Raw genomic sequence first — 13,743 nt, forward strand, 5'->3', positions numbered from 1 at the left:
AAGCGCCGGATGCGGCCGGTCGCTGCAACCGAAACGGGGCGCTGCACTCATGCAGCGCCCCGTTCGGCTCAGGCTCAGGCCTTGGCGAACACCAGATGGCCGCCGTCGTTGCCCACTTCGATGGTATCGCCGTTGACGAACGCACCGGACAGGATCTTCTGTGCCAGCGGGTTTTCCAGCTGTGCCTGGATCGCACGCTTCAACGGACGCGCACCGTACACCGGATCGAAGCCAACGTTGCCGAGCAGATCGAACGCCGCATCGGACACCACCAGCTTCAGGCCACGCTCGGCCAAGCGCTTTTCCAGGCCACGCATCTGGATGCGCGCGATCTGCTTGATCTGCTGCTTGTCCAGCGGATGGAACACCACGATGTCGTCCAGCCGGTTGATGAACTCCGGACGGAAGTGAGCCTGCACCACACCCATCACCGCCGCCTTCATCTGCGTGTAGGCCTCCGGCGTGTCATCGCCACTCATGTCCTGGATCTGGTGCGAACCCAGGTTGGAGGTCATCACGATGACGGTGTTACGGAAGTCCACCGTGCGGCCCTGGCCGTCGGTCAGGCGACCGTCGTCCAGCACCTGCAGCAGGATGTTGAACACATCCGGATGTGCCTTTTCCACCTCATCCAGCAGGATCAACGAATACGGGCGACGGCGCACGGCCTCGGTGAGGTAACCACCTTCCTCGTAGCCCACGTAGCCCGGGGGCGCACCGATCAGGCGGGCAACGCTGTGCTTCTCCATGAACTCGCTCATGTCGATGCGGATCATCGCGTCGGCGCTGTCGAACAGGAACTCGGCCAGCGACTTGCACAGTTCGGTCTTGCCCACGCCGGTCGGGCCCAGGAACAGGAACGAGCCACCCGGTCGATTCGGATCAGACAAGCCAGCGCGCGAACGACGCACCGCGTCGGACACCACCTTGATTGCCTCTTCCTGGCCGACCACACGGTTGTGCAGCACCTCTTCCATGCGCAGCAGCTTGTCGCGCTCGCCTTCGAGCATCTTGTTGACCGGAATGCCGGTCCAACGCGAGACGACCTCGGCGATCTCCTCGTCGGTGACGCGGTCCTGCACCAGCTTGAAGTCGTGGTTCTCCACTTCCTGGGCGGCGGCCAGCTGCTTTTCCAGCTGCGGCAGCACGCCATACTGGATCTCGCTCATGCGGGCGAAATCCTGCCGGCGCTGCGCCGACTCCAGTTCGACCTTGGCCTGCTCGACCTGCTCCTTGATCTTCGTCGTGCCCTGCAGCGCGGCCTTCTCCGACTTCCAGACCTCGTTCAGATCGGAGAACTCGCGCTCCAGCGCATCGATATCGTTTTCCAGGTCAGCCAGGCGCTGCCGCGAGGCATCGTCCTTTTCCTTCTTCAGCATCTCGCGCTGGATCTTCAACTGGATCAGGCGACGCTCCAGCCGATCCAGTTCCTCCGGTTTGGAGTCGATCTCCATGCGCAGGCGCGAAGCGGCTTCGTCCATCAGGTCGATGGCCTTGTCCGGCAGCTGGCGGTCGGTGATGTAGCGGTTGGACAGGGTGGCCGCCGCGACGATGGCCGGGTCGGTGATCTCCACCCCGTGATGCACTGCGTACTTTTCCTTCAGGCCGCGCAGGATCGCGATGGTGTCCTCCACCGTCGGCTCGCCCACGAACACCTTCTGGAAGCGGCGCTCCAGCGCGGCATCCTTCTCGATGTACTTGCGGTACTCGTCCAGCGTGGTCGCACCGACGCAGTGCAGTTCACCGCGAGCGAGTGCCGGCTTGAGCATGTTGCCGGCATCCATCGCGCCGTCGGCCTTGCCCGCGCCGACCATGGTGTGCAGCTCATCGATGAACAGGATGATCTGCCCTTCGCTCTTGGCCAGGTCGTTGAGCACGCCCTTCAGGCGCTCCTCGAATTCGCCGCGGAACTTCGCACCGGCGATCAGCGCGCCCATGTCCAGCGACAGCACGCGCTTGCCACGCAGGCCTTCGGGCACTTCGTCGTTGATGATGCGCTGGGCCAGGCCTTCGACGATCGCGGTCTTGCCCACACCGGGTTCGCCGATCAGCACCGGGTTGTTCTTGGTACGACGCTGCAGCACCTGGATGGTGCGGCGGATCTCCTCGTCACGGCCGATTACCGGGTCGAGCTTGCCGCTCTCGGCACGCGCGGTGAGGTCGATGGTGTACTTCTCCAGCGCTTGGCGCTGCTCTTCGGCGTTCTCCGACTGCACGTTCTCGCCGCCACGCAGCTTGTCGATGGCGGTCTGCAGGCGCGCCTTGTCGGCACCGGCAGCGCGCAGCGCCATGCCCAATGTGCCGCCGTCTTCCAGCGCGGCCAGCACGAACCACTCGCTGGCGATGAAGGCATCGCCCTGCTGCTGTGCCAGCTTGTCGGTGTGGTTGAGCAGGCGGTTGAGATCGTTGCCGATCGACAGGTTGCCGGCCTGGCCGGACACCTTCGGCAGCGCTTCAAGCGCCTCGTCCAGGCGCTCGCGCAGCACCGGCACGTTGACGCCGGCCTGGGCCAGCAACGGCCGGGTGCTGCCGCCCTGCTGGTCCAGCAGGGCACTGAAGACATGTACCGGTTCAATGATGCTGTTGTCGCGGCCTACCGCCAGCGACTGCGCGTCTGCCAGCGCCTGCTGGAAACGCGAGGTGAGCTTGTCCATGCGCATTGTGAAACCTCATCGGTCATCTTGGCCGGCCGCGCCGGCGATGCTGGAGAGATGCGGTTGCCCCACCTCGTTTCAAGGGTGGCTGCGACTGCATTCGAAGGCCAGTCAGCCTAGGGCCAGCATGCCGGACGGGGTGTTGTCGGCGCGTTGATCCGGATCACATCCGCACGACGGGGGCTCTCAACGGTTGATCGCGCCCCGGATCGCCCGCAGCTGCTGCTTGACCGCCCGCGCCTGCGCCGCGTCCATGCGCAGCAAGGCCTTCTGGCCGATCGAGCGCGACTGCAGGGTGGCATCGACGAAGCGGTAGCGTCCGCGCTCATCGCGTTCCACCAGCGGCGCTTGAGCCAGCTCAGGGGTGTCCAGCAGATGATCGATCACCGTCACCAGACGATCATTGAAGTAGCCGTCGGGCCGGCCAAGATCGACATAGGCCTGCTGGATCAACGGATAGAAGCGCTTGTAGGCATCGGCCGCGGCCGCTGGGTCAATCGCAGCGAAGGCCTTCACGTAGGGCGCATAGCGCGCCGCATTGGCCGCAGCGATGCGGTCCCCGCCCTCGCCCTGCTCCACCTGCAGACTGCCCGGCAGCGGCCGAGCGGCCAGCGCAGTAGGCGGCACACTGGCCTTGTCCAGGTTGTCGACCTGGGTAACCAGCCGCTGGATCAGGTGATCGCGCAGCAGAACGGTCAACGCACCCTCGCCCTTGAACAGTGCGCTCAATGCGCTCCAGGCAGCGGTATCGCTGTCAGCGAGCTTCGGCAGCGCCGGGTCAGCGGCAGCCTCGGCATCCAGCGGATGCCTGATCGGCGGTGGTGCGGGCTCTTCGACAGCAACAGGCTTCGGTGCGGCGCCTGCCGAGGTCGGCGCGGATTGCACCGGCACCGATACGCCATCTGCCAGGCCCTGCAACTGGTCGCGGAACAACCATGTGCCCGCGCCACCCACCACCACCACGCCCAGAACCCAGGGCCAGACCGCTTTTCCACTCTGCATGATGCAGTACCTCGCTTTTCACCTGCATGGACAAGGTGTGACTCCCCTCGTTCCGCTGGGTTCCCTCCCCGTTCCGCTGGCGTTGTGGTTCACGCCTGCTTTGCGCGGTACGCGCGACCCTGCTGTTCTTGTCTTGCGGAGAAGCCTCATGCAGTACGCGCTGTACTACTGGACCGGCATCCAGGGCCGTGGCGAATTCGTGCGGCTGGCGCTGGAAGATGCCGGCGCCGACTATGTCGACATGGCGCGGGTGCACGGCGACGCGGTGATGCAGCCGTTCCTGGACGGCCACAGCGAAGGTGCGCAACCTTTCGCGCCACCGTTCCTGAAGGCCGGGCGACAGGTCATCGCACAGGTCGCGGCCATTCTCGATTTCCTCGGCCCGACACTCGACCTGGTTCCGCAGGCCGCCTCGCGGCGCATGCAGGCGCTGCAGTGGCAGCTGACCATCGCCGATCTGGTGGCCGAGGTGCACGACACCCACCATCCGATCGCCGCGTCGAAGTACTACGAAGACCAGAAGACCGAAGCCAGGGCGCGTGCAGCAGCGATGCGCGGTGAGCGCCTGCCGAAGTTCCTCGGCTACTTCGAGCAGGTGCTGAAGGCCAATGGTGGTCGCCACCCACTGCGCGAACACTCCTACGTGGATCTGTCGCTGTTCCAGCTGCTGAGCGGGCTGGACTACATGTTTCCGCGCCGCATGCAGGCGCTGTGGCCCACGTTGCCGTTGCTGCGCGCGTTGAAGGATCGAGTGGAACAGCGGCCCGGCATCGCCGCCTATCTCGCTTCGGAGCGGCGGCTTGCCTTCAATACCAACGGCATCTTCCGGCATTACCCGGAGCTGGATTCAGAGCGGTAGTGCCGGGCCATGCCCGGCGGCAACGCAGCCCAGCGCCGGGCATGGCCCGGCTACCGGTCAATGGGCGTTTTCAGCCAGCGTCTTCACCGCCTGCTTCTGCAGCGACAACAGCCCCAACAGGATGGCCAGTGCCACATACGCGCCGGCGAACTGCCAGCTGATGACACGGGCCAGCCCCTGCAGATCCCACGGCAGGTAGATGCCGCCGCGCGGATCCACCGAATGGATCAGGCCGAACAGGGTGAGCCCCGCCGCCACCAGCAGGAAGCCACAGGCGCGACGCAGGCGCCCATCGACCATCGCCGCGACGGTGGCAATCCACAGCATCGACGTGATGATGAAGCCGTTGCCCAGTGCGAAGATCACCGCCAGCTCCGGCAGGCCGTGGCCATCGACGTGGGTCAGCAGTGCGCCCATCTGCTCGGCCGGAATCCAGCCCGGTGCCTTGATGGCCAGCAGGTAAGCTGCCGACGGCAGGAAGCCCAGCACCATCGCGCCGGCATGCTGGCGCGGCGTCGCCTGGAACGCCTGGGTGGTGATGTCGATTGACACGTACACGATGATCGGCGCCAGCACCGCCAGCGGCAGCCACTGCACCAGCCCGGAAATGATGCCGAGCATGCCGCCGATGCCAACGAAAAGGCCGGTCAGCAGCGTGTAGCCGCTGCGCGCGCCCATGTGCTTGTAGGCCGGCTGACCGATGTACGGGGTGGTCTGCGCAACGCCGCCGCAGACGCCAGCCACCAGCGTGGCCACCGCTTCCACCAGCAGGATGTCGCGGGTGCGGTAGTCATCGCCGGCCGCGCGCGCGCTCTCGGAGACGTTGATGCCACCGACCACCATCAGCAGGCCGAACGGCAGCAGCAGCGGCAGGTAGGTCATCGCGGTCGGCAGGCCCTCGATGAAGCCCAGCGTCGGCAGCGGCAGTACCACCTGCGGCGGCACCCAGGCCGGAATCTGGAAACCGGGCACGCCCAGCCCGGCCAGGCCAAGCCCGTAATACAGGACGGTGCCGAACACGAACGCCAGCAGCACGCCCGGACCGCGCACCGGCAGCCTGCCCTTGGCGATCAGCACGTACAGCAGCAGGCCCAGCGTGGTGAAGCCGACCAGCGGCGAGCGCAGGGTTTCCAGCAGCGGCAGCAGGCCCATCAGCACCAGTGCGATGCCGGCGATGGAGCCCAGCAGCGCGGCACGCGGCAGCGCGCGGGTCACTGCTTCGCCGAAGAAGGACAGGATCAGCTTGAGCACGCCCATGATGACCAGCGAGGCCATGCCCAGCTGCCAAGTGGCGATGGCGGCGGCATGCGGGTCCAGGCCCTGCTGCTTGAAGGCCAGGAAGGCCGGGCCCAGCACCAGCAGTGCCATGCCGATGCTGGTCGGCGCATCCAGGCCCAGCGGCATGGCGGTGACGTCATCGCGCCCGGTACGCGCGGCCAGGCGCCGTGCCATCAGGGTGTACAGCAGGTTGCCGACCAGCACGCCCAGGGCAGTGCCGGGGAACATGCGGCCGAAGACCACGTCGGCGGGGAACTGGAACATCCCGACCAGGGCCATGGCAATGAAGCCGAGGATGGAAAGATTGTCGACGACCAGGCCGAAGAAGCCATTGAAGTCGCCAGCGACGAACCAGCGGCGCGGCGCGGTGGAAGCGGGAGCGGACATGGAAGGGGCGGTGGGGGTGGGGACCGCCGATGGTAGGCCCAGCGGGGCCGGCGCGCCAATTCCCGCGTGGAATGATGGGTTCCAGCCAACGGCGGAGCCCATCGTGGTTGGTCGCCGAAAGCGGGTTCTGAGGTTGGGCCGGGCGGGCAGGCTGCGCAGGGGACGCTGCAAGTCCCCCTCCGGGGCCCGGCCCAGCCGCTGGCGGCTGTGCGTTCGGGCGCTTGCGAAGCAGTGCTTCGCAAGCAAAGCGCCCTCACCCATGTAAGCTCGGTCACCGCATCCATGCGGCTCACGCCCCTGCACAGCCTGCCCGCCCGGCCCCTGACAGTTTCCTGCGGGCGCCGGCCACGGAACAGAATCAAAAGATCAAAGGCAGAAGCCGGTCGCTTCGCTCTCAAGCGCCTGATCGCAGGCATCTGCCTGGTTGCCGGCCAGCGGCCGGCACTACCGGGAAGCATCCACGCATAGCGTGGATCTACCGTGTCGACCAAGGTCGACATCCACCAAGAGCAGGCCATGCAATTCCCACAGATCGCGGAAACCTGTCGAAGGCGGGGTGGGTCCGGTTGCGGGGGTGTCCGCGGCATGGATGCCGCGGCCAAGCCCCCAAGGATGGGTTTACGGCGTCCCCCGCAACCGGACCCACCCCGCCATCCCACGGATAGCAAGCTGTTGCTGTTGCTTCGGCCGTTGCCGTTGCCTCTGCAGGTGCAGGGCGCAGCCCTGCATCAAACCCAACCTCTTACTTCTTCAGGAAGTTGTCCACCAGCAGATGCTTGACGTCGTCGATGCGACCACTCAGCACCGCCTTGGCCGCGTACAGCGCCGTACCCGCCACCTGCTTGGCCTCGATCTGCGGCGGCATCACCAGCTCCGCGCGACTGGTGTGCACGTCCAGCAGGGCCGGCCCACGCTGGGCCAGGAAATCCTGCACCGCTTCCTCCAGATCCTCGCTGCGGGTCACCGTGCGGCCGTGGAAGCCGATCACCTCGGCCAACCGCCCGAAGTCCGGATTCTTCAGGTCGGTGTAGTTGTCCAGCAGGCCCTCCACCTTCTGCTCCAGCTCGACGAAGTTCAGCGAGCCGTTGTTGAACACCACCACCTTGATCGGAAGATTTTCCTGCACCGCCGTCAGCAGATCGCCCAGCAGCATCGCCAGCCCGCCATCGCCGGACAGCGAAATCACCTGCCTTCCCGGAAACGCCTTCTGCAGACCCAGCGCCTGTGGCATCGCGTTGGCCATCGTGCCGTGCAGCAGGCTGGTCAACGTACGGCGCCTGCCGTTCACCCGGATGTGCCGCAGCACCCACACCATCGGCGAGCCACCGTCCGCGGTGAACAGTGCGTCGTCGGTAGCGTATTTGGACAGCAGCGCGGTCAGGTGCTGCGGATGGATCAACTCGCCCTCACCCGGCTGCTCCTCCTGCTCGCGCTTCTTCAGCGCCTTGTCGCGATGCTCGATGCATTCGTCCAGGAAGCTGCTGTCTTCGCGAGGAGGCAGCATCGGCAGCAGCGCATCCAGCGTCGGCGCGATATCACCGACCACGCCCAGGTTCACCGGATGGCGACGACCGAGGTGGCTGCCGTCGCGGTCGACCTGGATGATCGTGGCCTTGTCCGGATAGAACTGGCCCCAGGCGAAATCCGCGCCGAGCAGCAGCAGCGTGTCGCACTCCATCAGCGTATGGAATCCGGATTCGATGCCGAAGACGCCGGTCATGCCCATGTTGTACGGGTTGTCCGGTTCGACGAAGTCCTTCGCACGCGACGTGTGCGCCACCGGTGCCTGCAGGCGCCGCGCCAGCTCCAGCAGCTGCGCATGCGCCCCCTGGCAACCGGCGCCGGCATAGATGCCGATGCGCTTGCCCTGCCCCAGCAGTTCAGCGACCTGCTGCAGCTCGCTATCGGAGGGGCGCAGCACCGGCTGGGTGTAATGCACCGAGAACGGCACATCGTGCTTCACGTCCGCTTCGCTGATGTCGGCCGGCAGGATCACCACCGCCACGCCGCGACGGCTGATGGCCGCCTGGCAGGCGAGCGCCACCACGCGGCGTGCCTGCGCCGGGCTGTGCACCTGCTCGCAGAACACCGTGCAGCTGCCATATACCGCCTTGAAATCCACTTCCTGCGGGAATTCCATGCCGAGTTCGCTGGTGACCACCTGGCTGGCGATCAGCACCATCGGTGCCCGGTTGCGGTTGCTCTCGAAGATGCCGTTGATGAAATGCAGGCCACCGGGCCCGCACGAGCCTGCGCAGGCGGTCAGCTGGCCGCTGATCAATGAATCGGCACCGGCCGCGAACGCGGCGACCTCTTCATGGCGCACATGCACCCACTCGATTTCACTGCGATGCAGTGCGTCGGTGACATGGTTCAGGGTGTCGCCGACGATGCCATAGCAACGGCGGACGCCCGCCTGCTGCAATGTATCGACAACGATCTCGGCAACGCGCTTGCTCATGGTGCTGCAGCCTGGTTCGGGGGAAACCCGAGGCTAGACCCGGTGAAGTGATGCTCCCGTGGGCAAGAGGCCGATCGCCTTGTTGTGCAAACTCCGGGCAGCGCTGCCGTCAATCGTTGACGTTGATCCAGCCCTCGATCGCGCCCTGTTTCGGAGTGCGGTAACGCAGCTTCACCCAGCCGTCCTGCTCATCCAGCATTTCCACCTGATCGCCCTGTACCAGGTAGCGCTTGGTGCTTGATGCGCCGGGCCGGTCGAACAGGAACAGGCGCGCTGGCACCACGGTGCCGTCCTGGCCCCGCAGCGGTGCGCTGCTGGCGGGTGCGCCCAACCCGTCACCAATGGCGCTTTCCAGCACCTTGCCGGCAGGATCATAGGTGCGCCACACCGCCAGCGGGCCTTGGTTTCCGGTCTCTTCCCAGCGCAGCGCCTGGTTGAGCGTATCGCCCAGCATCAGCACATTCTCACCGCGATACAGATAAAGCTGCGGGCCGTTGAAGCGATACACGTCGGTGTACCACATCGGCCCGCTGCGGCAGCTGGCAGTCAGCGTGCGCGTGGCGGCATCGGCAGTGAGGCCCATCAGTTCACCGCACTGATCGTGTCCATGAGTCACCGCCTTCAGCGCGCGGAATTCACCACTGCCCGCGTCGAAGCGATACACCGCAACAGCCTCGTTGACCATGCCCACCGCCGCGCGCGCAACCAGTTCAGGGTGCCCATCGAAATCGAGGTCCTCCGCGCTCAGGCGTGAATTGCCATCGGCGTCCGGCGCGCCGGGCAAGTGCTGGCGCTTCCCGGCCGGCTGCAGCAGCACGGCAAGCATGCCGTCCTCCTGCACCTCGGCCGTCACCTGCACACCCGCTGCCGGCGAAAACCGCAGCGGGCCCTGGCCGTCATCCTGCGCCTGCGCCACGGGCACCAACACGCCGGCCAGCATCGCGCCCAACAGCACATCCCTGGGTTTCATCGTCATTCCCTGCAGCGCCACCGTGGCGCCTCTGGGTCAGAACGATACGTCAACCGGCTGCCGCGACCACAGCACCGACTGGTGCTTGGTCTGCTGCTTCCACGCCAGCCGGATCGCTTCGATGTCGGCGCGGCGCTGCGGGCTGTCCTCGTGCAGCACCACCAGCACCTTGGTGCGCAGGCGGTTCGGGGAGGCATCGCCACGGAACAGCCACTGGCCGTAGGCATCGAACACGGTCAGCCCTTCCGGGAAGCGCGGGGTCACCTCCTTGTCCAGGAACGCGCGCCACTGCGCATCGCTGATGGTGTCGGCCTGCGGGCGGTCACCGGCGCCCTGCTCTTCGCCCACGCCGAAGTACAGCTCGCTGCGCACCCAGCCGTGGCCGCTGGACGGCCGCGCGGCGTCGCCCTGCAGGTCGGCGGTGGTGGCATAGGCGCTGGGCGCCTTGGAAGACAGGCTGGCGCAGCCACTGGTGGCCAGCAGCACGGCGAAGACAAGGCCAAGGTGTTTCATCGGGAACAGCACTCCGGGAAGGGGAAAAAGCACGACGAAGGGGCACGGAGGGTACACCTGCGCCTCGGTTGCGGCTGCAACCAATGCCCTCATGCCGGCAGGGCATGAAGTGATGCGATGGGAGAAGGGGCTTGCATCGCACCACCTCCTCACGCCAAGATAATATATCGCTTCATCCGGATGGATGTAAGTGAAACTATCTCCCCCGCCCCTTCCCCACGTCGTTGCTGCTGGAGTCCGCATGTCCCCCCGCCTGTCCGCGTCGCCGCTCGGCCTCGCCATCGCGCTCGCCCTGTCCCCCGCCCTGGCTTCGGCCCAGGACGCCGCCACCAACCTGGACACGGTGATCGTCACCGGTACCCGCGCCGCCGACCGCACTGTGCTTGAGTCCACTTCGCCGGTGGACGTGCTGACCGCCGAGGACATCCGCAAGGCCGGCGTGGTCAATGGCGAGCTCGGCAGCGCCCTGCAGGCCCTGCTGCCCTCGTTCAACTTCCCGCGCCAGTCCAACTCCGGCGGCGCCGACCACGTGCGCGCCGCGCAGCTGCGCGGGCTGTCACCGGACCAGGTGCTGGTACTGATCAACGGCAAGCGCCGCCACCACACCGCGCTGGTCAACACCGACAGCAAGATCGGCAAGGGCACCACCCCGGTCGATTTCAATTCGATCCCGGTCAGCGCCATCAAGCGCATCGAAGTGCTGCGCGATGGCGCAGGTGCGCTGTACGGCTCCGATGCGGTGGCCGGCGTGATCAACGTGATTCTCGACAACGGCGGCGACGGCGGCGAGATCGAAGCCAGCTACGGCGCCAACCACACCGATCTCAAGCCGATCGGCCGCACCCTCACCGATGGCCAGACCGGCAACCTCAGCGCCAAGGTCGGCACTTCGCTGGGCGAGGACGGCGGCTTCCTGCGCGTGGGCCTGGAATACAAAAAGCGCAACGGCACCAACCGCGCCGGTTTCGACCAGATTCCGCCGTGGGACCAGACCGAGGCCAATCTTGCCCTGCAGGGCAAGCGCAACTACGTGCTCGGTGATGGCGCCAGCAAGGACATCAACCTGTGGCTGAACACCGAGATCCCGGTCGGCAAGACCGCGACGTTCTATGCGTTCGGCACGTTCAACCAGCGTGACACCGAAGGCGCGAACTACTTCCGCTACCCCGACGGCGATGCCAACTGGAAGCAGGTCTATCCCAATGGCTACCGGCCGATCTCCGAAGGCGAGAACCGCGACGTGCAGGCGGTGGCCGGTGTGCGCGGGCAGTGGGGCGAATGGGGCTACGACGGCAGCCTGGATTACGGCCAGAATGACTTCACCTACCGCCTGCGTGATTCGCTGAACGCCTCGCTGGGCCCGACCAGCCCGACCCGCTTCAAGACCGCCGACTACGAGTACGCGCAGACCGTGGGCAACGTCGATCTGAGCCGCGTGTTCTCGCAGTCCGACAGCATCAGCCACACCCTGGGCCTGGGCGCGGAAGCCCGCCACGAGCGCTACCAGACGCGTCCAGGCGACCCGGCCAGCTACGCCGCCGGCCCGTACACCGATCGTCCGACCGGTTCGCAGGCGGGTGGCGGCCTGACCCCGCAGGACGCGGCCACCCTGTCGCGTGATGTGGCCAGCGCCTACGCCAGCCTGTCCAGCCAGTTCGGCGACAAATTCTCCACCGATCTGGCCGCGCGCTATGAGCACAGCGATGACTTCGGTGGCGAGCTGACCGGCAAGCTCGGCCTGCGCTACGAATTCACCCCCGCATTCGCCCTGCGCGGCGCGATCTCCAACAATTTCCGCGCGCCGTCGCTGGCGCAGATCGGCTACGAATCCACCTCCACCGGCTACAACGCCGGTGGCCAGCTGGTGCAGGGCCGCCTGCTGTCGGTCAACAACCCCATCGCCCGTGGCCTGGGTGCGCAGGACCTGAAGCCGGAGAAGTCGCTGAACACCTCGCTCGGCTTCACCAGCCGCATCGGCGAGCACTTCGACCTGTCGCTGGACTTCTTCCAGATCGACATCGATGACCGCATCGCACTGTCGGAGAGCATCACCGGTGATGCGCTGACCGACTACGTGGCCGCCAACTACGGCGTCAGCGGCCTGCAGAGCGCCAGCTTCTTCGTCAACGCCGCCGACACGCGCACCCGCGGCGCCGAGCTGGTGAGCAACTGGCGGCAGTCGCTGGGCGATGGCCAGCTGCTGCTGACCGGCACCTACGCCTACACCAAGACCACCTTGAAGAACGTATTGGCCACGCCCGCGCAATTGCAGGCACTCGACCCGGACTACGTACTGTTCGGCATCGAAGAGACCAATACGCTGACCGATGCCACGCCGCGCACCCGTGGCAGTTTCGCGGCCAGCTGGAGCAACGACCGCTGGTCGCTGAGCAGCCGGGTGAACCGCTACGGCAGCGCGACCCGCGTATTCAACTTCGGCGATGGCTACATTCCGCGTCAGACCTACCAGGCCGAATGGCAGCTGGATGCGGAAGTTGAATACCGCATCACGCCGCAGTGGAGCGTGGCGATCGGTGGGCAGAACCTGACCGACAACTACCCGGATCGATCCAACGAGGACATCCACTACTTCGGCAACCTGCCCTACGACGTGCTGTCGCCGATCGGCAGCAACGGTGCGTACTACTACGGGCGCGTGCGTTACACGTTCTGATTGCTGCGAACGGCGTGCCGACCAACGGTCGGCACCCACCGGGACGCCATTGATCGCTGCGGGTGGGTGCGGACCGTTGGTCCGCACAGCCGGCACGACCCACAGCCGTAGCCTGACCTCGACCCCACGTACACGCTGGCGCTGGCATGGTGGTCGCCATGGCTGAACCGCTCCCCCTGCGTCCGCCACCTCCATTGCTGGACGACGCCTGTGCGTTGTTCCTCGATGTGGATGGCACCCTGATCGAATTCGCTGCACGCCCCGACGCCGTGCAGCTTCTCCCCGATGTGCGTGAAGCCATCGGCCGCATCAGCGATCGACTGGAAGGTGCCGTGGCACTGGTCAGTGGTCGCCCGCTTGAACAGCTGGACCAGTTGTTCGCGCCACTCAAGCTTCCCGCCGCGGGCCTGCATGGCCACGAGCTGCGTGCACAGGATGGGCATGTCATACGCGATGAGCATGGCGACGACACCGCCGACTGGCTGCATGCCCTTCATCAACAAGCCATGCGTTTCGCCCATGGCCACCCCGGCGTACTGGTCGAGAACAAGGGCGTAGGCCTGGCCCTTCACTGGCGTGGCGCGCCGCATGCAGCCAACGACGTGCGTGCCTTCGCCGACCGCCACATCCGCGGCCGTGCCAGCTACCGCCTGCAGCCCGGCGACCATGTCGTTGAATTCGTTCCGGTGGCTACCAACAAGGGCCGGGCCGTACGTCGGCTGATGCAGTACCTGCCGTTCCGTGGGCGTCTGCCGGTGTTCCTCGGCGATGACCTGACCGATGAATTCGGCTTCGATGCGGCCAACGGCCTGCACGGCTGGAGCGTGCTGATCGGCGAACGTGAACCCAGCGCGGCGGTGTTCGCGCTGCCCGACATACGCAGCGTGCACGCCTGGCTGCGTGAGAATGCGTATTGACCCCGGCCCCCACGGCCGCAACCGAGAT

General features: G+C 66.2%; 9 protein-coding genes. 3 read left to right on the top strand and 6 right to left on the bottom strand.

What is annotated here, in order from left to right; genetic code table 11:
* Positions 1-74: 74 nt before the first annotated feature.
* Entirely contained in the window at positions 75-2,660 is a 2,586-nt protein-coding gene (gene clpB / locus HFK18_RS08225; RefSeq protein ID WP_180165702.1) for an ATP-dependent chaperone ClpB, read from the bottom strand.
* 180 nt (positions 2,661-2,840) lie between these two features.
* The gene (locus HFK18_RS08230; protein WP_180165704.1) at positions 2,841-3,656 is read right to left on the bottom strand and encodes a DUF3014 domain-containing protein; all 816 of its coding nucleotides are present in this window, start codon (positions 3,654-3,656) and stop codon (positions 2,841-2,843) included.
* 148 nt (positions 3,657-3,804) lie between these two features.
* Here HFK18_RS08230 and HFK18_RS08235 point away from each other — a divergent pair, with 148 nt between their 5' ends.
* Positions 3,805-4,515, top strand: coding sequence for a glutathione S-transferase (locus HFK18_RS08235; protein ID WP_180165706.1), 711 nt, complete (start codon positions 3,805-3,807; stop codon positions 4,513-4,515).
* Between the two features lie 57 nt (positions 4,516-4,572).
* Here the strand turns inward: HFK18_RS08235 and HFK18_RS08240 are convergent, their stop codons facing one another.
* The 4 genes from HFK18_RS08240 to HFK18_RS08255 form a co-directional block, all read right to left on the bottom strand.
* The gene (locus HFK18_RS08240; protein WP_180165708.1) at positions 4,573-6,180 is read right to left on the bottom strand and encodes a hypothetical protein; all 1,608 of its coding nucleotides are present in this window, start codon (positions 6,178-6,180) and stop codon (positions 4,573-4,575) included.
* 742 nt (positions 6,181-6,922) lie between these two features.
* Complete coding sequence (locus tag HFK18_RS08245) at positions 6,923-8,641, bottom strand: thiamine pyrophosphate-dependent enzyme (RefSeq protein ID WP_180165710.1); 1,719 nt, start codon at positions 8,639-8,641, stop codon at positions 6,923-6,925.
* Positions 8,642-8,750: 109 nt separating this feature from the next.
* Complete coding sequence (locus HFK18_RS08250; protein ID WP_180165712.1) at positions 8,751-9,611, bottom strand: SH3 domain-containing protein; 861 nt, start codon at positions 9,609-9,611, stop codon at positions 8,751-8,753.
* 36 nt (positions 9,612-9,647) lie between these two features.
* Positions 9,648-10,124, bottom strand: a complete 477-nt coding sequence (locus tag HFK18_RS08255) for a DUF3574 domain-containing protein (RefSeq protein WP_180165714.1) — start codon at positions 10,122-10,124, stop codon at positions 9,648-9,650.
* A 241-nt stretch (positions 10,125-10,365) separates the two neighbouring features.
* Here HFK18_RS08255 and HFK18_RS08260 point away from each other — a divergent pair, with 241 nt between their 5' ends.
* Complete coding sequence (locus tag HFK18_RS08260) at positions 10,366-12,798, top strand: TonB-dependent receptor (RefSeq protein ID WP_180165716.1); 2,433 nt, start codon at positions 10,366-10,368, stop codon at positions 12,796-12,798.
* A 158-nt stretch (positions 12,799-12,956) separates the two neighbouring features.
* Positions 12,957-13,715, top strand: coding sequence for a trehalose-phosphatase (otsB, locus tag HFK18_RS08265; RefSeq protein WP_099820904.1), 759 nt, complete (start codon positions 12,957-12,959; stop codon positions 13,713-13,715).
* Positions 13,716-13,743 lie beyond the last annotated feature (28 nt).

It is taken from the genome of Stenotrophomonas sp. SbOxS2 (assembly GCF_013416715.1).
In the GTDB taxonomy this organism is placed as follows: Bacteria; Pseudomonadota; Gammaproteobacteria; order Xanthomonadales; family Xanthomonadaceae; genus Stenotrophomonas; species Stenotrophomonas lactitubi.